At 60.2% G+C, this 23,291-nt stretch carries 27 protein-coding genes and 1 tRNA gene; 13 read left to right on the top strand and 15 right to left on the bottom strand.

Going from position 1 to position 23,291, the window contains the following annotated elements:
• Nucleotides 1-84: 84 nt before the first annotated feature.
• The 8 genes from ABVS03_RS07040 (at nucleotide 85) to ABVS03_RS07005 (ending at nucleotide 9,213) form a co-directional block, all read left to right on the top strand.
• Nucleotides 85-1,002: a ketopantoate reductase family protein gene (locus ABVS03_RS07040; RefSeq protein WP_368018562.1), complete on the top strand. Its 918-nt coding sequence runs from the start codon at nucleotides 85-87 to the stop codon at nucleotides 1,000-1,002.
• Nucleotides 1,003-1,911, top strand: coding sequence for a LysR family transcriptional regulator (locus tag ABVS03_RS07035; protein ID WP_330972398.1), 909 nt, complete (start codon nucleotides 1,003-1,005; stop codon nucleotides 1,909-1,911).
• 117 nt (nucleotides 1,912-2,028) lie between these two features.
• Entirely contained in the window at nucleotides 2,029-3,063 is a 1,035-nt protein-coding gene (locus tag ABVS03_RS07030; protein WP_368018561.1) for an amidohydrolase family protein, read from the top strand.
• 14 nt (nucleotides 3,064-3,077) lie between these two features.
• The gene (locus ABVS03_RS07025) at nucleotides 3,078-4,325 is read left to right on the top strand and encodes a hypothetical protein (RefSeq protein ID WP_368018560.1); all 1,248 of its coding nucleotides are present in this window, start codon (nucleotides 3,078-3,080) and stop codon (nucleotides 4,323-4,325) included.
• Nucleotides 4,322-5,446: a neutral/alkaline non-lysosomal ceramidase N-terminal domain-containing protein gene (locus ABVS03_RS07020; RefSeq protein WP_368018559.1), complete on the top strand. Its 1,125-nt coding sequence runs from the start codon at nucleotides 4,322-4,324 to the stop codon at nucleotides 5,444-5,446. The genes ABVS03_RS07025 and ABVS03_RS07020 overlap by 4 nt, the downstream gene beginning before the upstream one ends.
• A gap of 273 nt (nucleotides 5,447-5,719) precedes the next feature.
• Nucleotides 5,720-7,183 (top strand): PTS transporter subunit EIIC, encoded by a 1,464-nt coding sequence (locus ABVS03_RS07015; RefSeq protein ID WP_368018558.1) that lies wholly within the window; start codon nucleotides 5,720-5,722, stop codon nucleotides 7,181-7,183.
• A gap of 115 nt (nucleotides 7,184-7,298) precedes the next feature.
• A complete protein-coding gene (locus ABVS03_RS07010; RefSeq protein ID WP_368018557.1) occupies nucleotides 7,299-8,882 on the top strand; it encodes a twin-arginine translocation signal domain-containing protein in 1,584 nt (527 codons plus the stop codon).
• A 139-nt stretch (nucleotides 8,883-9,021) separates the two neighbouring features.
• Nucleotides 9,022-9,213, top strand: coding sequence for a ketopantoate reductase family protein (locus tag ABVS03_RS07005; RefSeq protein WP_368018556.1), 192 nt, complete (start codon nucleotides 9,022-9,024; stop codon nucleotides 9,211-9,213).
• A gap of 39 nt (nucleotides 9,214-9,252) precedes the next feature.
• Here the strand turns inward: ABVS03_RS07005 and ABVS03_RS07000 are convergent, their stop codons facing one another.
• The 5 genes from ABVS03_RS07000 to galE form a co-directional block, all read right to left on the bottom strand.
• Nucleotides 9,253-10,632, bottom strand: a complete 1,380-nt coding sequence (locus tag ABVS03_RS07000; RefSeq protein WP_368018555.1) for an ATP-binding protein — start codon at nucleotides 10,630-10,632, stop codon at nucleotides 9,253-9,255.
• 175 nt (nucleotides 10,633-10,807) lie between these two features.
• Nucleotides 10,808-10,882: transfer RNA gene (locus ABVS03_RS06995), tRNA-Gln, on the bottom strand.
• 50 nt (nucleotides 10,883-10,932) lie between these two features.
• A complete protein-coding gene (locus ABVS03_RS06990; protein WP_368018554.1) occupies nucleotides 10,933-11,847 on the bottom strand; it encodes a peptidoglycan-binding protein in 915 nt (304 codons plus the stop codon).
• 119 nt (nucleotides 11,848-11,966) lie between these two features.
• Nucleotides 11,967-13,010 carry a polyprenyl synthetase family protein gene (locus tag ABVS03_RS06985; protein WP_368018553.1) on the bottom strand — a complete coding sequence of 348 codons (1,044 nt, stop codon included), beginning with the start codon at nucleotides 13,008-13,010 and terminating at the stop codon, nucleotides 11,967-11,969.
• A gap of 6 nt (nucleotides 13,011-13,016) precedes the next feature.
• Nucleotides 13,017-14,072 carry a UDP-glucose 4-epimerase GalE gene (galE, locus tag ABVS03_RS06980; protein WP_368018552.1) on the bottom strand — a complete coding sequence of 352 codons (1,056 nt, stop codon included), beginning with the start codon at nucleotides 14,070-14,072 and terminating at the stop codon, nucleotides 13,017-13,019.
• A gap of 117 nt (nucleotides 14,073-14,189) precedes the next feature.
• Here galE and ABVS03_RS06975 point away from each other — a divergent pair, with 117 nt between their 5' ends.
• The 3 genes from ABVS03_RS06975 to ABVS03_RS06965 are packed head-to-tail and all read left to right on the top strand — an operon-like array spanning nucleotide 14,190 to nucleotide 15,167.
• On the top strand, nucleotides 14,190-14,453 hold the full coding sequence (locus ABVS03_RS06975) for a DUF3990 domain-containing protein (RefSeq protein WP_368018551.1): 264 nt from the start codon (nucleotides 14,190-14,192) through the stop codon (nucleotides 14,451-14,453).
• Nucleotides 14,407-14,700 (top strand): DUF3990 domain-containing protein, encoded by a 294-nt coding sequence (locus ABVS03_RS06970; protein ID WP_368018550.1) that lies wholly within the window; start codon nucleotides 14,407-14,409, stop codon nucleotides 14,698-14,700. Before ABVS03_RS06975 ends, ABVS03_RS06970 begins: the two co-directional genes overlap by 47 nt.
• Complete coding sequence (locus ABVS03_RS06965; RefSeq protein WP_368018549.1) at nucleotides 14,697-15,167, top strand: hypothetical protein; 471 nt, start codon at nucleotides 14,697-14,699, stop codon at nucleotides 15,165-15,167. The genes ABVS03_RS06970 and ABVS03_RS06965 overlap by 4 nt, the downstream gene beginning before the upstream one ends.
• An 82-nt stretch (nucleotides 15,168-15,249) precedes the next feature.
• Here the strand turns inward: ABVS03_RS06965 and nox are convergent, their stop codons facing one another.
• Complete coding sequence (gene nox, locus ABVS03_RS06960) at nucleotides 15,250-16,602, bottom strand: H2O-forming NADH oxidase (RefSeq protein WP_368018548.1); 1,353 nt, start codon at nucleotides 16,600-16,602, stop codon at nucleotides 15,250-15,252.
• Between the two features lie 270 nt (nucleotides 16,603-16,872).
• Here nox and ABVS03_RS06955 point away from each other — a divergent pair, with 270 nt between their 5' ends.
• A complete protein-coding gene (locus ABVS03_RS06955) occupies nucleotides 16,873-17,592 on the top strand; it encodes a hypothetical protein (RefSeq protein WP_368018547.1) in 720 nt (239 codons plus the stop codon).
• Nucleotides 17,593-17,711: 119 nt separating this feature from the next.
• Here ABVS03_RS06955 and ABVS03_RS06950 read toward each other — a convergent pair whose 3' ends face one another.
• The 7 genes from ABVS03_RS06950 to ABVS03_RS06920 all read right to left on the bottom strand — a co-directional run bounded on the left by ABVS03_RS06950 (nucleotide 17,712) and on the right by ABVS03_RS06920 (nucleotide 21,097).
• Nucleotides 17,712-18,395, bottom strand: coding sequence for an ABC-2 transporter permease (locus tag ABVS03_RS06950; protein ID WP_368018546.1), 684 nt, complete (start codon nucleotides 18,393-18,395; stop codon nucleotides 17,712-17,714).
• A complete protein-coding gene (locus ABVS03_RS06945; protein ID WP_368018582.1) occupies nucleotides 18,395-18,946 on the bottom strand; it encodes an ATP-binding cassette domain-containing protein in 552 nt (183 codons plus the stop codon). The genes ABVS03_RS06950 and ABVS03_RS06945 overlap by 1 nt, the downstream gene beginning before the upstream one ends.
• 125 nt (nucleotides 18,947-19,071) lie before the next feature.
• Nucleotides 19,072-19,338, bottom strand: a complete 267-nt coding sequence (locus tag ABVS03_RS06940) for an ATP-binding cassette domain-containing protein (protein WP_368018545.1) — start codon at nucleotides 19,336-19,338, stop codon at nucleotides 19,072-19,074.
• Entirely contained in the window at nucleotides 19,304-19,681 is a 378-nt protein-coding gene (locus ABVS03_RS06935; protein ID WP_368018544.1) for a GntR family transcriptional regulator, read from the bottom strand. Before ABVS03_RS06935 ends, ABVS03_RS06940 begins: the two co-directional genes overlap by 35 nt.
• Nucleotides 19,682-19,900: 219 nt before the next feature.
• Complete coding sequence (locus tag ABVS03_RS06930) at nucleotides 19,901-20,125, bottom strand: helix-turn-helix transcriptional regulator (protein ID WP_330972382.1); 225 nt, start codon at nucleotides 20,123-20,125, stop codon at nucleotides 19,901-19,903.
• Nucleotides 20,122-20,601 (bottom strand): DUF2975 domain-containing protein, encoded by a 480-nt coding sequence (locus tag ABVS03_RS06925; RefSeq protein ID WP_368018543.1) that lies wholly within the window; start codon nucleotides 20,599-20,601, stop codon nucleotides 20,122-20,124. Before ABVS03_RS06925 ends, ABVS03_RS06930 begins: the two co-directional genes overlap by 4 nt.
• A gap of 130 nt (nucleotides 20,602-20,731) precedes the next feature.
• Nucleotides 20,732-21,097 carry an arsenate reductase family protein gene (locus tag ABVS03_RS06920; RefSeq protein WP_368018542.1) on the bottom strand — a complete coding sequence of 122 codons (366 nt, stop codon included), beginning with the start codon at nucleotides 21,095-21,097 and terminating at the stop codon, nucleotides 20,732-20,734.
• A gap of 139 nt (nucleotides 21,098-21,236) precedes the next feature.
• Between ABVS03_RS06920 and ABVS03_RS06915 the strand changes: the two genes are divergently transcribed.
• Complete coding sequence (locus ABVS03_RS06915) at nucleotides 21,237-21,884, top strand: histidine phosphatase family protein (RefSeq protein ID WP_368018541.1); 648 nt, start codon at nucleotides 21,237-21,239, stop codon at nucleotides 21,882-21,884.
• Here the strand turns inward: ABVS03_RS06915 and ABVS03_RS06910 are convergent.
• Nucleotides 21,881-22,663 (bottom strand): SDR family NAD(P)-dependent oxidoreductase, encoded by a 783-nt coding sequence (locus ABVS03_RS06910; RefSeq protein ID WP_368018540.1) that lies wholly within the window; start codon nucleotides 22,661-22,663, stop codon nucleotides 21,881-21,883. The two genes, ABVS03_RS06915 and ABVS03_RS06910, sit on opposite strands and share 4 nt — an antisense overlap.
• Nucleotides 22,664-22,667: 4 nt before the next feature.
• Nucleotides 22,668-23,288, bottom strand: coding sequence for an SOS response-associated peptidase family protein (locus tag ABVS03_RS06905; RefSeq protein WP_368018539.1), 621 nt, complete (start codon nucleotides 23,286-23,288; stop codon nucleotides 22,668-22,670).
• Nucleotides 23,289-23,291 lie beyond the last annotated feature (3 nt).

The following is a 23,291-nucleotide window of genomic DNA, read 5'->3' as shown; positions in this document are numbered from 1 at the left end:
GTTGCCAGGTTGTGAACCTGCCGCACTGAGGGGATGGGCCACGATACCCTTTATCCGAAACATTCTCTGGAGGAAGGACTTTGGATGAGAAAGCCGCGCATCGCAATCATCGGCAAGGGTGCTTTGGGCATGCTCTACGGGAGCATGGTGCAGGATGCGCTGGGTGCCGACGCCGTCACCTTCGTGATGGATCCAGCACGTCTTGCGAAGCATGCAGGCGATGTCTCAACCGTGAACGGGTGCGAATACCCGTTCCGTGATGCCGCGCCCGAAGAGGCGGGCGTACAGGACCTCGTGATTCTGGCCGTGAAGAGCTATGGGCTTGAAGAGGCCCTCGGCCTCGTGCCGCCCCTGCTTGGAGAGAAGACCAAGATCGTGAGCGTGCTCAATGGCATCAGGAGCGAGGAGCAGGTGGCGGCACGCTTCGGCTGGGAGCGTATCGTCCCCTGCGTCGCCCAGGGCATGGATGCAGCGCATTTCGGGAGTGCGCTCACCTACTCGAAGGCAGGCGCGCTGCATATCGGTCGCTTCGAGAATACGCCAGAGGAAGTGCTTGCCGAGGTGGAAGACATCCTCGCGCGTGCCGGCATCGCGCATGTCGTGGAGCCAGATATCAGGTACCGCATGTGGGCCAAGTTCATGCTCAATGTCGGTATCAACCAGACCTGCTGCGCCTTCGGTGCCACCTATGGAGAGGTCTACGCCGACAAAACCTCCGAGCTCTGGCGGACCTTCATCTCGGCGATGCGCGAGGTCGTGGCTGTGGCGCAGGCAGAAGGGGTGGCGCTCACCGAACAGGAGCTTTCGTCCTATGCTGCCCTCGAAGAGACGCTCGATCCTTCCTCGACGCCCTCGATGGGGCAGGACCGCATCAACCATCACAGGACCGAAGTGGACGAGTTTTCGGGAGAGGTCATGAGGAGAGCCCAGAAGCATGGCATACTCGTGCCGGTGAATGCCTTCCTCAACAAGCGCATACGTGAAATAGAGGCGGCGTACTAGATGGATGTCGAGAAGTGCAAGGAGTTCGTGGTTCTTGCCCGCACCAGGAACTATCTCAAGGCAAGCGAGCAGCTCTTCATCTCCCAGTCCTCGCTCTCCAAGCATATCAAGTCGCTCGAGCACGAGCTCGGGGTCACGCTCTTCGTGCGCTCGACCCGCTCGGTGGATCTGAGCCCGGCGGGGCGAGTGTTTCTGCCCTATGCACAGAAGATCACGCGGGTGGACAACGAGATGCTGGCAGCGCTGTCCGATGTCCAGGAAAACGAGCTCCATGTCCTCGATATCGGCTCGATTCCGATCATGGTGCCCTATGGAATCACGGGCATCATGGCGCGCTACGAGCACGACAATCCGACCGAGCGGATCCGGCTCTTCGAGGGAGATGCCGACGAGCTCAGGGAGGCGCTCAGGCAGGACAGGCTCGAGCTTGCCTTCATCCGCGAATGGGATGGGGATGCCTCGAAGGACTCGGGCGACGAGGAATTCGGCACCGTGCCGTATGACGAAGACCGGCTTGTCGCCGTGCTTCCGGTCGACCATCCTCTGGCAGGGCGCCAGAAGGTCATGCTCGGCGAGCTTGCAGACGAGGACTTCCTGCTTCTTCCCAAGGGTTCTGTCATGCATGCCCTGATCCTCGATGCCTGCGCGATCGAGGGCTTCGTGCCGCGTGTGCGCTACCAGGGACGGCGCGGCGAGAACATCATCGACCTCGTGGGGCGCGGCATGGGGGTGTCGCTTCTGATGAGAAAGCCCGCCGCCTATCTGGCGACTCCGGATGTCGTGCTGGTCGACGTGGAGCCGACGGTCACGACCGAGATCAAGGTCTACTATCTCAGGGGCAGGGAGCCTTCTCCTGCTGCCCAGCGCTTCCTCGATGCGGTCTCCCGCTCCGGGGCAGCTGGTGCCTGATCCATCCCATCGGGACCTCTATATATCCAATATGGAATAAGACAGCAGACAAACAGAATTGTTGTGGAATATAAATCTCCCGTACACTGGAGCCAACCTGCGATACGGGAGGCAACAATGGTAATCGATGCAAACATGTACTGGTTTCCCGAGGAGCTCTTCGGGGACCGCGAAGCGCTGGATCGCTTCATCGCGGAGGCGCCCCGCGTCTATGGGACCAATGTCTATCTGAAGAAGGGCGAAGGGCCGACGCAGATCGTGGTCGAGAAGCCTGAGGGCTTCCCGAGCCTCAACTATGCAGAGGGAGACTACCGCCTCGAGACGATGCTTGCCGATATGGACGAGGCGGGGGTCGACAGGGCCATCCTCAAGGTGCCGGGATGCAACGAGTGGATGTCGCTCGAGATGTGCCGCCGCTTCAATGACGGGATGGCAGCGTATGCCGAGGCGTCGGGCGGGCGGATGGTGCCGCTTGCGGTCGTGCCTGCGACTGGCGGCCCCCGCGTGGACGCTGAGATCGACCGCTGCCTCGACGAGCTCGGCTTTGCCGGCGTGCAGCTCTGCGCCCATTACGGCACGCGCTATCTCGATGACGGACTCTTTGCCCCGCTCTTCGAGAAGCTCGACGAGAAGGGCGCCACGGTCTATGTGCACCATGTGCCCATTCCGGTAGACGCTTCGTCGCTTCTCGACTACAACAACCTGCGGCGCTCCTATGGCCGCTGCGTCGACCAGACGACCGCCGTGGGGCGCGAGCTCTTCAGCGATTTCTTCGCCCGCTATCCCCATCTCAGGCTTGTGCACTCGATGCTGGGCGGCGGCATATTCGCGATCGCCGAGATGCTCCTGCCGAAGCCGAGCAGAAGAAAGGATGCGGTCCAGCGCTTCGAGACGGATGGCGGAGAGCTTGCCAAGCGCCTGCGCGAGCATCTGTTCTTCGAGATGTCCCATGCCCAGCCCTGGGGAAAGGATGCGCTCGAATGCGCCGTCAAGGTGCTCGGGGCAGACCATATCATCTGGGGCACGTCCTATCCGGTCAGGAAGGAATGGCTGCTTGACGGACCTGCCTTCGTGCGGAGCCTTGCTCTTTCGGATGAAGACAAGGAGCTCATGCTGGCCGGAAACGCGAAGCGCCTCTATCGTCTTGACTAGAAGGGATAGGCGCCATGGAGCATATAGCGGAAGCGCCCTGCTGGGCAGGAGCTGGCAAGGCAGACGTGGAGCTCGCAGGCATCCTGCCCTTCGACGGGTTCGATGCTGTCCGCCATCCTCTTGCGGTCCGTGCCTTGGTGCTCGAGGACAAAGAGCGGATCTGCGTGGTCGCGCTCGAGCTCACCTCGATCAGGCCCGATCTGCTTGCGGAGCTGCGTGCCCAGGCCGAGAAGGCTTCGGGCGTCTCGGGGGCGGCGCTCTGGGTTGTGGCGACCCATACCTTCTCCGCTCCCCATGCAAGGACTCCCCAGCATCTGGCGTCGGATGCGCTCAGGCAGAAAAACGATGCGCTGCGTGCGGCCCTGGGAAAGGCGGTCTTTTCGGCGGTCTCCAAAGCGATGGATGAGCGCCAGCCTGCCTGCGTGCTTCGGGACTCGGGCACGACCTCGGTGATGGTGAACTGCGATGTCGAGACCGAGCGTGGCTGGTGGCTGGGGAAGAACCCTGCAGGCCCGAGCGACCATCGCCTCTTCGTGCTCAGCGTGCAGACGCCCGAAGGCGGGCCTATCGCGACCGTCTTCTCTGCAGATGTCCAGTCCTCGGTCCTGAAGGATGCAAGGGACGCCGAGGGGCAGACCATGGTGTCGGGAGATCTGGCAGGTGCCGCTGCCGCGAAGCTCGAGCAGGCAGGGGCCGGCATCGCGCTCTTCATCGAAGGGTGCGCAGCCGATCAGGCACCACGCGAGAGCGTGGCGGCAGCCGAGGGACCTTCCTATACCGGTGAGGCAGATGCAGTGCTTGGCCGGCTGGGAAGTGAGCTTGCCCGGGACGTGCAGGATGCTCTGGCCAGCCTCTCTCCCGTGCCGGGACGCGGCCTTGCTGCCTGTGCTGCCAAGGTGCTTCTGCCGGGAAAGGTGCGGGAAGACTTCGCGACGCTTGCGCCCCGCAGAAGCATCGTCTGGCGCCAGGACGCCCCGGTGGCCACGACCGTGAGCTTCCTGAGGATCGGCTCCTGCGTGCTTGCTGGCCTCGAGCCCGAGGTATCGAGCAGCTTCGGAGCATATCTCAGGGATGCTGAGGCGGGGCCGGAGGCGGTCTTCACGATGGTGAACGGAGCCCAGAAGTATCTGGCCGATGAGGAGGACTTCGACCTCATCACCTACGAAGCGATGAATTCAGGCTTCGCCCGCGAGGCGGCCTCTCAGCTCAGGCAGGCCGTGCTTCGGGGTACGGAGCGCATGAGAGAAGGAGGATGCGCATGAAGGTAGGATGCGCCCGGCGCGACATCACGCCCCAAGGAGATATCTATCTGATCGGCTACCGGGACCTGCCCAACCGTCTCGAGCCGGCAACAGCGGTCCACGACGACGTCTTCGCCAATGCCCTCTACTTCCAGGACGGGACGCGCGAGCTCTTCGTGCTGAGCGCCGATGTCCTCGAATTCGAGGAGAGCATGGCAGAGGAGGTGAAGACGCTTCTGTCCTCCCGCTATGGGATCGACCGCGATCTGGTGCTGCTCTGTGCCACGCATGACCATACCTCGATCGCTGCCTACCACAAGAGCTGGTGGACCCACAAGTTCGACCAGCACTACTACGACTGGCTCCTCGAGACGATCTGCTCCTGCTTCGAGGAATGCCGCAGCAACGCGCGCCAGGCCACAGCCAAGGTCGGAAGCCAGATAGTCACCGGCTTCTACGGGAACAGGAATGTCCCGGGAAAGCTGGCGGACAACGAAGTCATCGTCCTCGAGTTTTCTGATGAAGAGGGCGTGCCGTTTGCCGGGCTCGTGAACTGGGCGGTGCATTCTGCGGTCGTCGGCCCTGACACGACGGAGCTCACAAGCGAGCTTGCAGGGCTCGTGAGCAAGAAGCTCGAGCCTTCTCTCGGCTATTTCCCTGCCATGATCGTCGGTGCTGCCGGCGACTGCTCCGACCGCAATTTCCGCCAGGGGAGAGGCATCGCGGAGGTCGAGCGGGTATCCGACGGGCTTGCACGCGCAATCTCCAAGATACGACCAGAGCGCGCGGTGGCGCTGGACCGGATCGAGGTGCAGACAGCCTACCACACGGTCGCGCACGACAGCTTCCACCTCGACCTGAAGCTCGAGGTCATAAGCCTCGGAGGGCTTCATCTCTTCGTCTTCCCGAGCGAGCTTGGCTGCGACTTCGGCATCCGCATGCGCAAGGAATGCCCTGTCCAGGGTCTTGTCTTTGGCTACACCAATGGCTATTTCGAATACTTCTTCCCGGCATGGGAGTATGGCCTGTCCTTCGAGACCGAGCATACCCAGATACCCAAGGGAGAGCCCGAGAAGATCGTGGACAAGTTCTGCCAGGCTTCGAAGCTGCTCGGAGCCTATGACGGGACCCTGCGCCGCTGAGCGGTACCGCAATCCTGCGAGCGGCAGGTGTGCCTTAGGGCCTGCCGCCAAAAAGGCAGCTCATGGCCTTTGTATATCTCAAATGGAATAAGTATTCATCCAACAAGAATTGATACGGAATAATTCGCACCCTACACTGGGCTTGCCCAGCAGGCAGAAGGCTTGCTCAGGCAAGCGGCTATCAACAGGGCTCGTCCGGACTTCCTGACTGTCGACTAGGGAAGTGCACCGTCGAAGTCACCGATGGGGAGATTCCTCAGGGAGGATATCGCGATGAAATACCAAGAACTCTGCGAAACAATCATCGACAAGGTGGGAGGCAGGGAGAATGTCCAGGACGTCAGCCACTGCATCACGCGCCTGCGCCTCCATCTGAAGGACGAGGCCAAGGCCGATACGGCGGGCCTCAAGGCAACGAAGGGCGTCATCGACGTTATCCAGGCAGGAGGCCAGTACCAGGTCGTCGTCGGCTCTGCAGTCGAGGCCATCTATTCGGACCTCATCAAGATCGGCGGCTTTTCTGCCGAGCCTGCAGTCGATATGAACCCTGATGCCGCAAAGGACCTTGCACGCGAGCAGGACAAGAAGCAGGACCCCTTCACGCGCCTGCTCGGCGTCGTCTCCGAGATCCTGCAGCCGGTTCTCGGCGTCCTGATGGCCGGCGGCTTCCTGAAGTCGCTCCTTGCCCTATGCTCGGCTGCGGGCTGGCTTGCATCCACGAGCTCCACCTATGTGGCGCTTTCCGCTATCGGTGACTCCGTCTTCTACTTCTTCCCGCTGATCATCGGCTTCACCTCGGCCAAGCGCTTCGGCCTCAAGCCGGTCATGGGCATGGCGCTCGGCGGCATCCTTGTCTATCCGACGCTCGTCGCCCTGATGTCGGGCGATCCTCTCTACACGATCGGTGCCGGCACCATCTTCGAGGCCAATGTCTACGGCGACATCTTCGGCATCCCGCTGGTCATGCAGGCCTACTCCTCGACGATCATCCCGGCCATCTTCGTGGTCTGGTTTGCCTCCAAGGTCCATGCCTGGCTCATGGACAAGCTCCCGTCGCTTGTTGCCACCTTCCTTGCCAACATCATCACCCTGTTCTTCTGCGGCATCGTCGGCCTCGTCGTGATCGGCCCGGTCACCACGGTCCTCTCCAACATCGTCGCTGCCATCATCCTCGCGCTCATCAACTTCCAGCCTGCCATCGCCGGTTTCGTTATCGGCACCTTCTGGTCCCTTCTTGTCATGTTCGGCCTGCATTGGGGCATCATCCCGCTGTGGTTCATCGACGTTGCCACCTATGGGTATGACCCGATCAACCCGCTCGTCTATGCCGGCGGCTGCGCTATCATCGGCGCCGTGATCGGCGTGATCGTCCGCTCGAAGGATGCCCAGGAGAACGCTGATGTCAACGTTCCGGCCCTGATCTCCTCGATCTTCGGCGTGAACGAGCCTGCCCTCTACGCAATCCTGATTCCGCGCAAGAAGCTCATGTGGGCAACCTTCATCTCCGCTGGCATCGGCGGCGCTATTGCTGGCCTTGCAGGCGCAAAGCTCTACTCCTTCGGCGCTTCCGGCCCGCTCGGCTTCCCCTCCTTCATCAACCCTGCTGGCATCGACGCCGGCTTCGTCGGCCTCATCATCTCCGGTGTCGTGGCGCTTGTCTGCGCCTTCGCAGCGGCGCTTGTCATCGGCTCCGCAAAGGATGCGGGCAACAAGGGCTTCACCCTCAAGGTCGAATAGCTTCCGGAGCTCCAACAGAAAGACCCTGCGCAGAGCAGGTGCACGGGCGTGGCTGGGCATCCGGCCGCGCCCGTTTCGTGTCTGAAGGCGATGCAGAAAGAGAAAGGAACAGGACATGGCAATGCAGTTTGGGGATGCAGGAATCAGCAGGAGATCGTTTCTGGGCACGGCAGGCCTTGCAGCAGGAGCGCTCTTCCTGGCGGGATGTGGGACCCAGCCGGCAGCTTCCCAGGAGGCCGCATCTGCGGCAAGCTCTGGCAGCACAGAAGATGCGCAGACCGCATCCGGGCTTGCCCTCTCCCGGGACAGGTCGAGCGCAGGCACCACAGACGATGTCGCTTCCTTCTATGGGCACGTCAGGTCAGTCACTGCCCTGGCAAGGACCTATCCGGCAGGAGAGAAGGTCATAGGCGCTGCCATCGAATACGATGCTCCGCTCGATGCCGCATCTCTCGATGCCGGAGGCGGCGGCATCCAGCAGCAGGCTATCCAGCAGGGGCTGGGCACCTACTATGTGCTCGGCAGGACGATCTCTGCGCTCTATGTGAACGATGCCCCGGAGCTCTCCGAGGAGGGCGGCAGCTCTTCCGGCGCCTATGCGATCATCGAGCTCGACCCTCGGGATGCAGGCGCCCAGACCCTGCTCTTCCAGATGAGCAGGGGGCAGGTCGGCTCGAACGGACCGGTCGAGCTGGGGACAGACACGCTCAGAATCTGCCAGGTCAAGGACATCTCCTCCTCGTCGGGGGCTGTCTTTGCCGGAGATGCGACGATGACAAGATACATGGTCTCGTCCTCCACCTCGAATGCCCAGACGGCAGGATATGTGGCAGGGACCTTCGACGACGAGGCGACCGGCTGCCATGCCGCCTTCGAGCTGCTGCAGCCTGCAGGCTATGACAGCTCGAAGAGCTACCCTCTGGTCCTCTTCCTGCCGGATGCCGGCGTCACGACGAGCGACCCTGAGGTCAACCTGCGCCAGGGTCCGGGCGCTGTGGCCTGGAACGACGAGGAGGCCTACGTGCTCACGGTGGCGGGCACCACTGTCGATGTCGAGACCTGCCTCGATCTTGTCGACAGTCTTGCCGACGAGGGCTGCACCATCGATAGGGACCGCATATACGGCACGGGCGAGTCGGCAGGATGCATGGCGCTGATCTCCTATGCTGCAGAGCATGCAGACGATGACCGCTTCGCCGCCTATCTTTTCGTGGCAGGGCAGGGCGATATGGCACAGATCAAGCAGACGCCCTTCATTGCCTTTGCATCCGAAGACGACGAGAGCTCGTATGGCGGGCTGAGCGATCCGGAGAAGGGCATCCCTGCCATCGGCGTTCCCTATGTGGAGGCACAGCTCGACTGCACCTACGACTTCGACGGGGAAGGGCATACCTCCGGCCGGTGGGTCGACTATGCGGCAACCGGCGAGAGCAATCCCTCGGGCAACCAGGAGGGTGCCCGCGCGGCTGACTCTGACAGGACGCTCGATGAGCTCATGGCAGATCTTTCTGCCGAAGCTGCATCCACGCTCGGCAAGGCCGATGCCGAGGGTGCGCATATCGTCTTCTTCCATATTGCCGAGGGCACGCTTGATGGGACAGACAGTTCGATCCAGGGCGGCAATACCCATAACTTCACCTGGCAGTATGCCTATAGCATCCCCGAGATCAGAAGCTGGATCCTTTCGCAGCAGCGCTGAGGGAAAGGCCTGGCGCAGTGCCTGGATGCGCAAGTCCAGGCACTGCTGGGCCATCGGGGCAGAGGGGCATGGAGCAGGAGCGCCGCAATACGAAAAAAGCCCTCTTCGTCGGAAACGGAAGATTGCCCAGGCAGAAGGGGTGGCGCTCACGGAAGAGGATCTCTCTGCCTCGACACCTTCGATGGGACAGGACCGCATCAACCATCACCGGACCGAAGTGGACGAGTTCTCGGGCGAGGTTCTGAGAAGGGCGGGGAAGCATGGCATACTCGTGCCGGTGAATGCCTTCCTGAACAAGCGCATATGTGAAATAGAGGCGTCCTATCTCTGATAGCATGAAGCGGCTCTGCTCCCAAGAGCTCTCTGTGTTCTACTCGAAAAGTTCCGGCAGATCGACCAGGATGAGGGCTGGATCGGGCGCGACCTCGAAGCCTGAGCGGGAGAAGAAGCCGAAGCGGTAGCAGGGAAGCCCCGCGGCTCTGACCTGTGCCACTTCCTCATCGACCATGCCTTGCGTGATGGGCGTCTTCCTGAATTTTGCTTCGTAGAAGATATAGCCTGTCGGATCTCTCGTCACGACATCGAACTCTCCGTTGGCATGGTGTGCCGGATCGTCGTACCAATACCTGCCGATAGCATCGAAGGGGACTTCCATCCTGCCCGTGCGGTTCTGACGGATGAGGTATTGCCGGCATACCTCTTCGAACAGATGCGGAACATGGTTCTCTTCGAAATCCCGGTCGATATGGTGGCTATAGAAATAGTCCGGATCCTGGATCTGGCGAGCGGAAGCATTGCGGAAGATATAGCGGTAATAGAACAGGACAAGCGGGTCGATGATGCGATAGGCGGTCTTGCGTCTGCTTTCGGGATCGTTGATGGGCGTCTGCTTCTGGACGAGCTCCATGGAGATGAGCTTGTCGAGCACGGCGCTCATTGCCTGGCCGCTCGAGACATGCGATTGGGCCAGTATGTCTTTCCAGCGGGAGTATCCCTGGACAAGGGCCAGGAACACCTCATTGGCATTTGCCATCTTCGAGATTTCCTGGGAGAGACAGATCTCGACCTCCGATTCGAGGCGTGCGCCTGGTGCTGTAACAAGATCGATGATGTTGTCACGGACACTCTTCGAGCTGTCGACTAGACGGTCGTAATAGGGAATGCCGCCGAACACGCTGAAGAGGCGGACCCTGTCTTCCGGCGAGAAGCTGGGAAAGAACCTGCCTGCATCATAGTAGTCCATAGGATCGAGCTTCATGGCAAGATCGATTCTGCCGTAAAGAGGGTTCTCCCGTTCGAGCAGGGATTTCATGACATCGACGAAGGAGCCGCAGAGTATGAGCTTCAGGTGCGAAGTCTCACGGTAGGTATCGATGAGGACCTGCAGGATGCTGTCGAGCCCGCTCACGACATCGCGCAGATAAGGATATTCATCGAGAACCAGCACCATGTCTCTGCTCTCTGCCTGGCGGAAGAGGAAGTCTGCAATCTCCCGGAAGCTCGAAAATGCCAGCGGAGGAAGCCCAAGCGTGTCCGATAGCGCGCGGGACAGATTGCTGAGGTTGTCAGCTTCGGATGTCTGGGTGCATTCGAAGTAGATTGCCGTGCACTGAATCTTCTTGAGCGTCTGCTTGATGAGTTCGCTCTTGCCAACACGACGGCGTCCATAGATGAGTACGTTGCGCTGGGAAGGATTTGAAAGCTCTCGGATGAGCCTGTCCAGCTCTCGCTCTCTTCCAATGAATTCCATAGCGGAATCCTTTCTCGACGTATCTGTGCGGCTATAGAGATTTTAACTCAAAAACTTTTGACTCAAAATAAATTGAGTCAAAAACAATTGAGTTAATTGCATGCAGGAAGCAGGGATGCTGCGCGTTTGACAAAGAAAAAAGCTCCCCTCCGAAGAGGGGAGCTTTGCGTTTCAGTGGCTGGAGCAGAGGGATTCGAACCCCCATTACAGGCACCAAAAACCCGGGTCCTGACCATTGGACGATGCTCCAAAGCTGGGAATCAAGTGTATCAGGTCTTGGAGCTGCGTGCCAGATGGAAGCTACTTTGCGAAGGCTGCGCAGATGGCATCGAGCAGAAGGACTGCGAGCGTCTGGGCATCGCTTGTCGTGAAGGTGCCATTGTAGTCGGGACCGACCGGAAGCTCGATGCGCAGGATCGGCTGCTTCGCATCGGAGAGCTCGAGGGCGCTCCTGATGCGCGTGGCCAGGGTGTCGGTGTCGTCGAGCGTGAGGTTAGCGACATTCGTCGAGTTCTCAGGCAGGGGAGATGCTGCCATGCTGAAGATTGCCTCGCAGTCGGGCGTCGCATGGTCGGGATCGTCCACGAGCTCGAGGCCAGAGTTGTTCGCTGTTGCGCTTGCGAGGTTGAACATGCGGCCGGCCACATTCCTCGAAATCGGATCCTCGCCGGTGATGGCGAGATGGGTACCTTCGAGCACGTTGGCTGCGCGGGCATAGCCCATGACGCCCATGGGGTGCGGGCCAGCTGCGGGCTTTCCGGCCCACACATGGTGCAGCCGCTCGATAGCATCGAACGTCTCCGGGAATGCCATGCCGTCAGCAAGCTGGCCGACGCCTTCCTGGAAGGACTTCACGGCAGCCTCGGTATGGGCGCCAAAGAAGCCATCTGCCTCGCCGCAGGAGAAGCCGAGGATGTTCAGGGCATTCTGGAGCTCGCGCACATCGTTGCCGTGGAAGTTCGGGAGGCGCAGATACAGGGTACGGTCGCCCATCTCATAGCACTCGTCCACAAGCGCTGCCCAGGTCTGGGTATCCACAGCCTGGCCGAGCGGCAGATCGTGCTCGATGCGGAACTTCGCGACCGCATTTGCCGTCGAAGGGCCAAAGTGGCGCTCGTCGCACTCCTCGTCGTCGATTTGATAGGCAAGATGCTTGAGACGGTCCTGGATATCCTCGACAGCGTCGCCGCTTGTTCCCTCAAGAATGGGATTCATCCGTTCCTCTTTCATGTCTATGCACCCCATATCGCTTCATGCGGATGGTATGCGGAGCTCAATTTGGGAAGGTCTCGCATGCTACACGCTTTGTATGGTACGCGTCTTCGCTAGATGGTCTAGCCGGCGCGCTCCACAAAAAAGTCGGCCATATCGAGGAGGAGCTCTTCGGCATCGGCTGCCCAGCTGAGCCCCTCGAGATGGCTCTTGGCCGAGGCGGCAAGTCCGTGGGCCTCTTCGCGCACGGCGTCGATGGCGCCTGCCTCGTCCATGAGGGCGACGGCACGGGCCTGTGCATCCGGATCCTCCGTATGGGCAGAGAGGATGGAGATGAGCTCGTCGTGCGCAGCCTTCGGCAGCTTCTCGAGAGCAAGGCAGACCGCAAGCGTGCGCTTTCCTTCCGTGATGTCGCTCCGGAAGTCCTTGCCCTGCTTCTCGGCGTCGCCGACAAGATTCAGAAGGTCGTCCTGGAGCTGGAAGGCAAGGCCTGCATCCATGCCAAAAGCATGAAGGGCAGCTACCTGCTCCTTCGTGCCGCCTCCCGTGATGGCGCCTGCTGCGAGAGGCGTTGCTGCCGAATAGTAGGCTGTCTTGTGCCTTGCCATGACCCTATAGTCATCGGGCGTGATGTCCCAGCGTCCATCCCTCGTCCAGCCGAGGTCCAAGGCCTGGCCCTCCACAGTGCGCTGCTCCATGCGGGCAAGAAGGGAAAGGACGGAGAGCTTCGTCTCTGCATCGAGCGTGCAATCGTCCAGGATGCCTGCAAAGGTGTGGACGATGCCGAGGTCTCCGATATTGATTGCGACGCCTGTGCCCTCCGTGAGGTAGGTGCAGGGCTCGCCGCGGCGCAGCTGTCCCTCATCGGCGATATCGTCGTGGATGAGGGCAGCTGACTGGAAATATTCGATAGCAGAGGCACAGGAGAGCGCACGGGCCTCGTCTCCGCCTACGGCCTCGGTGCCCAAGAGCACAAGGGCAGGGCGGGTGCGCTTGCCGCCTGCTTCGGTGAAGCGGGCGAGGGGCGCATAGGCATAGCGCTCCATGTCATCCACTGCCTGCGTCCCGGCTTCGGGTTTCGGTGCATGTTCGGCCAGGTACGCATTGATGGCAGGGCGCTTCTGAGCAAGATATGCCGCAAAGAGGCGGCCGTGCGCTTCTCCCATAGCTGTCTATCCCTCGTAGCCGTTCGGGTTCTTGGACTGCCAGTTCCAGCCATCACGGCACATATCGTCGATTGTGTACTTGGCCTTCCAGCCCATCTCGCGCTCTGCCTTCGAGCAGTCGGCGTAGTTCGCATCGACATCGCCCGGACGGCGCGGCTCGATTCTGTAGGGAAGCTCCTTGCCGCAGGCCTTGGAGAAGGCCTTGATGATTTCGAGGACCGAGGTGCCCTTGCCGGTGCCGAGGTTGAAGATTTCGACGCCTGTGCGGCCGTTCATCCAGCGCAGTGCTGCGACATGGCCGGTACCGAGGTCGCAGACATGGATGTAGTCGCGCACGCCTGTGCCGTCAGGCGTGTTGTAGTCGTCGCCGTAGACATGGACATACTCGCGCTTGCCGACAGCGACCTGTGCGACATACGGAAGCAGGTTGTTGGGGATGCCCTTCGGGTCCTCGCCCATGAGTCCCGAAGGATGGGCTCCGATGGGGTTGAAGTAGCGGAGCAGCACGACATTCCACTCGGGGTCTGCCGTGTGGAGGTCGGTCAGGATCTGCTCGATCATCCACTTCGTCCAGCCATAGGGGTTTGTGGCAGGCTTCTTCGGGCTCTCCTCGGTGAGGGGCAGGGAATCGGGCTTGCCGTAGACCGTGGCGGAGGAGCTGAAGATGATGTCCTTGCAGCCGTGGTTCCTCATCACGTCGACAAGGGTGAGCGTGTTGCCGAGGTTGTTCGTGTAGTACTCGATAGGCTTCGAGACCGACTCGCCGACTGCCTTGAAGCCTGCGAAGTGGATGACGCGGTCGATATCGTTCTCGTCGAAGATCTCGTTCATCGCCTCGCGGTCATTCACATCGGCACGATAGAACGTGAGGTTCTTTGCCTTCTCTTCGCCGACGATCGTATCGATGCGGTCGATGACCTTCTCCGAGGCATTGGACAGATCGTCCACGATCACGACCTGGTAGCCGCTGTTCAGGAGCTCGACGACCGTGTGGCTGCCGATGAATCCTGCACCGCCGGTGACGAGGACGCAGGTATCCTTCGGATCCTTCTTCTCGCTCATGCACGTCTCCTTGTGCTCAGGGCAGACGATGCCTGCCCATGTATAGAAACAAGCACAGCAAAGTATACCAGCTGCCTATGGACGTGCTGTTGGGCAGGACATGACAGCATCTGGCAGATGGATGCTGCCTGCAGCTATCATCGAAGCAGATCGGTTCGGTGCGGGGGCAGCATGGATGGAAGATGCACCATCTATCATGGGGATGCGCATATCGTTGTGCGCCTGGAGCTTCCCCGCGATGGGCGGCTCTGGGATTTCGGATACGGCTTCTATGGCACTGAGAGCCTCAGACAGGCAAAGCGCTGGGCGCTGACGCGCAGGCAGGTCTTCAGGTGTGACCTATACAGAAAGCAGCGGCCTGGATGTCCTGAGCTCCCCTGAGATGAGCGAAGAGTGGCTCGATTTCATTGTAAGTTGCCGGAGGGGATCCGGGCACGATCACGATATCGTCGAAGGCCTCATGGCGGACAATCGGATCTGGAACTATGTCGAGGATTTCGTGGCAGGCGAGATCACGCGTGAGGCATTCTGGGAGCTTGTGATATTCAGGCACCCGACCCATCAGATTGCTTTCTGCACTGAGGACGCGCCCGAGACGCTGAGATTCGAGGGAGCAGATGAGCGATGAAGAGCATCTGCTTTCCCGACGAGGAGATATCGAAAGATGACCATCTCTTTGTCTGCTACATGATTGAGCGCGTGTCCCGGAAGCTCCACCAGAGGAATCGCTATACCGTCTCGCGCATAGGCCGGAAGAATCTCGAGCACTGCCTGAGCGTGGGGGATGTGCTCCATGCGGAAAATCCGGAAGACGTCGAGGACCAGTGGATTGCGGATTATGGGCTCGAAATGGGCAGCTTCGACATTGCCAGGGTGGATTTGAGCCTCGTTGAGAGAATTCCCTCTGCCCTTGCTATGGGGAAGGTCTATTGTCGTCTGGTCCTCGATGCGATGCAGCCGGACGAAGACTATGCGGATGGTATCATCCGCGTCTATTCATCGGGTATCTGCCGCACCATCGACGATTGCAATGCGAGCGCCTATTGCGAGCCGTCCTACGTGATTGCCCGAGCCTATCTGAATGGCAGATTCTGAAGCAGAGATTCGGGATGAGAGCGAAGAGGGGTACCCGGCAGCACGGCCTGGCACCCCCTCATGCATGTCTTGAGACAGCTCTCTACTTTGCGAGCAGAGCCTGATATCCCGCCATCGTGTAGTAGTTGTACGGCTGATTGAAGTGCGGCAGGAAGAAGATGTCGAGGAGCGCCAGGCGGTCGATCGTGATGCCCTCCTGGATGGCAAGCGAGAACATGTGGATGCCTGCGCTCATATCGTAGGTCGATGCCATCTGAGCTCCGAGCACCTTCCTCGTCGTGCCGTCGTAGACGACCCTGATTGTGACCTCGGGGTTCTCCGTCTCGATGAAGGTGGCCTTCTGCACGTCTGTGAAGTCGCTCACCTTTGCGTCATAGCCGAGCTTCTTCGCCTTTGCCTCGGTGAGACCAGTCGCTACCATCTTGAGGTCGTAGATGCAGATGCCGGAAGACCCTTGGACACCGATGCCGTCAATGGCGGTACCGGCGGCATTGTGGCCAGCCACGATGCCGGAACGCACAGCGTTCGTTGCAAGCGCGATATAGGCAGCCTCGCCGTCTTCAGCGTTGTCGAAGCAGCTCGAGCAGTCGCCGATGGCATAGACGCCCTTCTTCGAGGTCTCCTGATGGTGGTCGACGAGAAGGGCTCCATTGCCGAGCGTCGCGAAGCCTGCATCGCAGAAGAGCTCTGCGTTCGGACGGAAACCGACGCAGACGCAGACAAGGTCTGCTGCATGCGTCCCCTTGTCGGTCACGACGGATGCGACCTTGCCATCCTTGCCCTCGAAGCGCTCGACGGTCTCGCCGAAGGCAAGATGGATACCGTGGGAGGAGAGGTTCTCTGCCATGCGCTCGGAGAATGGTGCATCGAAGTTCGAGGAGACGCAGGTCGGCGCCTGGTCGATGAGCGTGACCTCCTTGCCGCAGCGCTGGAAGGCTTCGGCGAGCTCGACACCGATATAGCCGGCACCGACGACGGCGACGCGCCTGATTGCCTCATCCCTGAGCTTTTCGATTACGGCCTGGGCATCCTGGAAGAGCTTCACCTGCTGGATATTCTCGAGGTCGCGTCCTTCCCAGCGGGGAAGCACCGGCACAGAGCCAGTTGCCAAGATCAGCCTGTCGTAGTGCTGCTCATACGTCTTGCCGTCGGGCCCTTCTGCATAGAGCATCTGGGCATCGTAGTCGATATGGTCCACACGGGTCTCCATGTGGACAGCTGCGCCCTTTGCCTCGAACTGCTCCTTCGTCTGGTAGAAGAGACCATCGGGCTTCGAGATCTGCCGTCCGATCCACAGTGCCATGCCGCAGCCGAGGAAGCTGATGTTCGAGTTCTGGTCGAAGATGATGACGTCGTTTCCGGGATGGTTGTCGAGTATCGCATTGGCTGCTGCCGTGCCGGCGTGGTTGGCGCCGACAATCACGATCGTGCTCATGGGGAAGTCCTCTCGTTCTGCTTTTGGTGAGACATATGGCGTTCTTCGTCCATATGTCACAAAATTAGTATCAATAAACAGGACTGATTACAAGCAGCAATCGGGAAACGGTACAAATAGGCAAAGGCAGCGATTTTCAGTTATCTCAAACCATTGTCGCGACTGCATCGCGATACGGCGAGGAAACGAAAGCCTCAGATGTGTTTAAGCTCCGTCCCATAGCCTTGAGCCATGCACAGACAGACAAGAGCATCCGTCAGGAGGCACGAGATGGCACAGAATGAAAAGAACGCAGAGGCTACGACGGTACGGGCACAGAGCTATCTTCTGGCCCAGGACGAATGCGCAGAGCTCCTCTTCTGGGCACGCAGCCAGAAGGGCACCGCTGAGAAGCGCTTCGAGAAGCGCCGCCTCTATCTCGATTCCGATGCATTTGCCCTGGCACAGAGCGTCATGCGCGGATCTGCCTTCAGGGCCCAGGTCTGGCTTGAGAGCGAAGGGGCGGCAACCTTCGAGGACGATGTGGATCTCAAGGTCGCAGAGTCGTTTGCCGGCTTCGGCTATACCTTCCATACGAAATCGTCCCTGCTCGAGACGCTCCTGCTCAGCCAGGAGGATATGTTCGTGCTGAGCCCCGCAAAGCTCGCTGTGAAGACGCTTGCTGCCCAGGCGGGCCCGCTCCAGCCAAAGGTGGCCGTCTATGCCTCTGGCATCGAGATCGAGTGGGATGGCATGAAGATGAAGCTCGTCGAGCATCTGCGCTCGAGGGATACGGGCCTGAATCTTTCCGGCGATGCCGGAGACGAGGCGCTGCCGGAGGGCTCTGTCCTCTTCGAGCTGCCGCGTGGCGGCATGATGCCCGAAGGCCTCATTGCCTTCCTTGGCTCCCATGAGCTCATGCCGCTGGGGCAGAGCGCAGGGCAGCTCATGGCAGAGCAGTATCTCGGACATGCGCAGGAGGTGCGCTCCCAATCTGCGCTTGCACTCTGATCTCCGATTTCATGATGGTGCCGTAAGGCATCAAGTCTCCCTTCTCCCCGTTGGAAGGCCCGCATCACATTACGTGTGGTGCGGGCCTTTCGCATGGAGCGGGATTGGGCTGTCGGTCCTCAGAACGAGCGGCGCTTCAGGATGGCGGAAGAGATGAGGCAGGAGAGAGCATAGAGCGCAAGGCCAGCGCAGATGAAGCCAGCTGCAAGCATGCCTTTGGGACATGAATGGATGAAATCGGCTGGAGCTGCGGCGCCCGGACCTGCGAAGGAGGCGGCAATCGCGATGGCGGGGAGGATGAGAACCGACACGAGCCCCTTCTGGCCGAAGGCATAGAGCAGCGGCATGAGAAGAGACAGGAGTACAAGCGCAAAGCAGAGGATGACAGCAGGAAGCAGGAGGATTCCGTCGTAAAACCCATCTGTGACGAGGGCCCATGGGGCGCCTTCGAGCATAGCCGCCGCCATGGAATCCGCTGCGAAGGAAATCCCGAAGCAGATAGCAAGCGACATGAGGCAGAAGAGGTAGCGGGAGACGACGAGGCTTCGGGGTGCAGAGGGAAGCGCAAGGAGTGCCTCTCCCCAGTGGCTCTTTTCATCAGATGCAAAGGCCTGGATGCACATGTAGAGCGGAACCATTGCCGCAAGTGTGGAGAAGAGACTGACAAGGGCGACAAGATCCATCGAGCTGTCGTTCATGAACGAGTCAGCGAGGATCACGGTGACTGCAGCAAGGGTGAATGCCATGGCCCGCACGGCGTGGCGGAACGTGATCCATTCGTTGAGAAGCAGGCTCTTCATCATCAGATCTCCTCTCCTTTCACAGCAAGACGCAGAAGCGTGTCGAGGGCGAGCGTATCGAGTGCAAGGTCAGGGAAGGCGCGGGCAAAGCGCTTCCTGTCCTCTATCAGGAGAAGCAGATGCCTGCCCTCGTGCAGGCAGCGGGTGGCTCCTGCCTCCCTGAGTGCGTCCTTCCTCTCTTCGAAATCGGAAGCTCTGAGCGCCAGCGTCGCAAAGCGCTTCTCGAGCACGTCGGCGTCTTCGGCGAAGATGAGCTTTCCTGCATCCATAAGAAGGATGCGGTCGGCAAGGGACTCGAGGCCAGACGTGATGTGCGACGAGATGAGGATGAAGGTATCAGGAGTCTTGGCAAGATGCTCGCGCAGGACAGAGAGCGCCTCGTCGCGTACGACGGGGTCGAGCCCTGCGGTTGGCTCGTCGAGGAGCAGGAGCGTGGCTCCCGAGGCGAGGGCGAGCGCAATCTGGAGCTTCATGCCCTGTCCGCGCGAAAGGCTCTTTGCCGTTATGCCGGAAAGGGCTCTGACGTTCTGTGCAAGCTCGAATCTTTCGAGCAGCTCCTCCAGATAGGCCAGATTGAAGGCAGGATAGAGACCGTGCTCGATACGTACGATATCTCCTGTGGTGTATTCCTCGGGATAGGGGCAGACGGCACAGGCAGAGGCAACATGCTGCTTCAGGGCTATGAGCTCTGCTGCAGAGAGGGCTTTCGGGTCCTGGCCGAAAGGAGGGCTCTCCCCTCCGTTAGCTTCACGAGCCCAATCGCAGCACGGATGAGGGTCGTCTTGCCGGCGCCGTTTGCGCCGATGAGCCCCAGGACCATGCCTTGCGGCACGGATATAGAGACGGGGCCGACCGTGAGTGCGGGGTAGCGCTTTGCGCGCCCCTCATAGGCGAGGGGGCGGATGCCTCTCTCATGATTCCTCCCATTCGAGGTCGAGCATGTCATGGAGCTCTTCCAGGGAAAGCCCTGCAGTGCGTGCCCTCTCCACGGCCTTCGCGAGGTTCTCCTCCACGAGCCTCAGCTGCTCCTCGCGGATGAGGCCGGCAGAGCCTTCCGCGACGAACGAGCCCTTGCCGGGCACGGCAGCGATGAAGCCCTGTGCCTCGAGGTCCGAATAGGCCCGCTTCGTCGTGATCGCCGAGATCCTCAGGTCTGCCGCGAGCTGCCTGATGGAGGGGAGCTGCTCTCCGGGCGCAAGGTCGCCCGACATGATCTGGGCGTGTATCCCCTCTGCGACCTGCTCATAGATGGGCTTCCCCGAGCTGTTCGAGATCGGTATGTCGACCATGGTTCATCTCCTTCCCTCTGTTATAAATGTATATATCGTATATATACACGCGTATCAATATGAGCAGCTAAAGGATCGATAAGGTCTATAGCTCGCGGCAGATCGCTCCATGGCAATGCCCTGCATCCTCCAGGTGCGGAGAAGATGCAGGGCATAGGTGAGGACATGCAGCGTTGGAGAGATGTCAGAACAATACCGGAAATGGCATTGTGTGGCCGGTCAGGACTCCTTGTCGTCGGGCCGATATTCCAGAAGGTCTCCTGGCTGGCAGCCGAGGGCGGAGCAGAGCTTCTCGAGCGTGCTTACCTTGATGGCCTTGGCCTTGCCGCATTTCAGGACCGACATGTTCGCTACGGTGATGCCGACACGGTCAGCCAGCTCGGTGACACTCATCTTGCGCTTGGCAAGCATGACATCGATGTTGAAGACGATCCTGCCGCTCATATCGTGAGGTCGCTTTCTTCCTGGAGCTCGGCTGCGCGCTCGACGAGATGGGAAAGGGCAGAGGCGATGGCGGCGCCGGCAATGCCTGCGCAGACCACAAGAAGCGACAGCAGAAGGACGCCCGGGTGGTTCATGCCCTTGCAGAAGAGCGCGATGTTGCCGGCAAGGAAGAAGAGGGCATCTCCTGCCGCGAGCTTGGCTATGACGGCCAAGAGATGCGCCACGCCAGAGGTGAAGGCCTGCCCCGCACGTATTGCCTGGGCAATCTTCCAGACAAGGGCAAGGGCTGCAAAGCAGGGGGTGGCAGCGAGCCAGATGAAGGCAAGCCACGGCATATACCAGCCAGAGAACTCCGGATAGTCGTAGAGGATTGCCTCGCCTGCTGCGGGAACCACGGCTATGACTGCAATGGCCAGACAGGCAGCGACGATAGCGGTGGCAGACATGAGATATCCCGAAAGCTTCTTCTCGTCCATGGGAGACCTCCCTCTCTTGGGGACCATGGCATAAGCTTACGGGATATCATGCTGTAACGCAATGAATATTTATCGTATTACGATAAATATTGTGCAACGAGGAAGAACGGTTTCGGGTATTGAGCTGGTTCTAGAGGAGCTTCTCTTCCCATTCTGCCGGCTTGAAGCCAGGTGTCAGGGGAACGCCATCCACAAGGACGAGCGGCCGCTTCACAAGCATGCCGTCGGTGGCAAGAAGCGTTGTGGCCTCGTCTTCGGAGAGCCCCTCGTCGAGCATCTTCTTCACGCCGAGCGAGCGGTAGAGCGTGCCTGACGTATTGAAGAAGCGGCGAAGCGGCAGGCCTGAGGCGGGGATCCACGCATCGAGCTCTTCCTTGGTGGGGTTGTCGTCCTTGATGTTGCGGTCGGTATAGGCGACGTGGTGTTCGTCGAGCCAGGCCTTGGCCTTCTTGCAGGTTGTGCAGCGGGGATACTCGATGAAGACGATCTCAGACATGAGGGTGCTCCTTCTTGTTCATAATGGTTCTCAATCTCTATTGTGGCAGAGACGAGCGTTTGGGCAAGGGCCCGCTTAGGGCAGATGGGGGAGTGGTATATCCTTCTGCGTGTATGAAGCATCCAGAGAAAGCGGGAGCATGAGCAAGCGGGTAGTCTTCTATTACGTCCGCCACGGCGAGACGCAGTTCAACCGTGACGGCGTGATACAGGGAGGACGGGTCGATTCTGCCCTGACAGACGAGACCTTGCCTGTGCTTGACAGGACACGAGAGGCGCTCAGGGATATCCCGCTGGCAGCAGTCTGGTGCTCTCCTCTGGGGCGTGCCCAGGCATCGGCTGAGCGTGTGGTGGCAGGACGAAATATCAAGATCCAGACGCTCGACAACCTCCATGAGTTCGATTTCGGCGAGCTCGATGGGAAGCCCTACAAGGGCCACCGTCTCGACTTTGCCCGCCACTTCGTGAAGCAGGACTTCTCCGATATCGGGGGAGAGTCGGGAGAGCAGGTACGGGGACGTGCCGAGCGGGCATTCCGCAAGATGTACAAGGCAGCACGCAACGGGGACGCTGTCCTCGTCGTTGCCCATGGGGCGCTCCTGCGCTCCTGCGTCTATGAGTTCTCGCGCGTGAGCGCAGCCTCGAAGAAGATCGCAAGCCTCACGATGAAGGTGCCGAACGGCTCCATCTCGATCATCAGCTGCACGGATGGGGAGTTCACGATGCGGACTATGCCACAGAAGCCGGAAGACTTCTGTCCGTTCTCGTGGGAGACGGCAGAGGACTAGATTCTTCTGAGCCCCTCCCAGGCCCACATGATGAGGGGCGCTGGCAGGATCTTGTCTGCGATGCGCATGATGAAGCCCGTGATGCAGCAGGTGGCAATGGGGTAGTTGATGCTGTTCACGAACATGGACCAGTTCACGACGTGCTCTGCGGTGAGTTGCGGGAACGGATGGTTCACGGTGTGGCCGTTTCTCGTGTCGCGGGCGACCTTGATGAACTCGGTCTTGACCCAGAGAGGACAGACAGCCGTGACGAAGATGCCCTTGCCCCTGAGCTCGAAGCGGAGGGCTCTTGTATAGCTCCTCACGAAGGCCTTGCTCGCAGCATAGACGTTGAGGCCGGGAAGCGGCTGGAACGAGGCGGACGAGGCAATCTGGATGATGTGGCCTCCCTTGCCCATGCAGGGAAGGGCGATCTGTGTCATGTCCACGACAGCACGGCAGTTGAGGTCGACCATCTTGTCGACCTCTTCCCGTGTCATGTCTGCATACGTCCCGAACTTGCCGAAGCCGGCAGCATTCACGAGGAGGGACACCTCGAAGGAAGGATCCTTCGCCTTCTCCTCCGCAAGCATATGCTCCAGCTCATCGAGGCTCTTCGTGTCGGCAAGATCGAGCGGTATGGGACGGACAGGGCAGGAGAGCTCGCTTTTCAGCTCCTCGAGACGCTCCTGCCTTCTTGCTATGGCCCAGATCTCGTCTGCGGCCTTGTGGTCGGCGCACCAGCGGGCATACTGCCTGCCGAGGCCGGACGATGCTCCGGTGATGAGCGCGATGCGCATGGAATCAGCCTTTCTGCGGGGGCAGGATGGTCTCTGCCGAAAGATGTATCTGCGAGCGGTCGGCGAGCTTCGGGAAGCCTGGTCCGAGCCAGATGGAGGACTCGCCGGGTCCCAGTACGAGCGGCATCCTCGAATGGATGGGGCCGACATCGGCATTCGGTGAACAGGTCACGATCGAGACCTCGCCGTTGCGCATGACAGCAGCAAGAAGGAAGATGCGGTGGGTCTCTGACGCGAAGCGGACAGCGACCTTCTCGCCGGGTGCAGGAGAGCCGGGCTCTGTCCATGACTCATAGAAGGCACGTACCGGCACAAGGCAGCGGCCCCGGGTGATGGGGTCGACCCACATGCCATAGCCATCACGCAGCTGGGAGAGTGCTGTCTCGAGACGGGTGTTGAAGATGCGCCCCTGGCGCTTCGGCTGCGTGCTCGCAAAGCCCCAGACAAGCTCCTGGGCTGCAAGGCCGCCTTTCGGCTCCTTCACGATCGTGGCAAGCTTCGCGCCGGGATAGACATCCTTCGGCACGGGATTGTCCTTCGGGATGTGGGCATGCCCTGTCGTTGCATAGAGGTCGAGCGCCATCTGCAGCTCGTCCATCTGCACGGGCACGATCCTGTGGCACATCGC

This window comes from Olsenella sp. AGMB03486 (genome assembly GCF_040884255.1).
Taxonomy (GTDB): Bacteria; Actinomycetota; Coriobacteriia; order Coriobacteriales; family Atopobiaceae; genus Olsenella_L; species Olsenella_L kribbiana.
The sequence above is the reverse complement of the archived record's forward strand: the minus strand, read 5'-3'. Positions and strand labels throughout refer to the sequence as shown.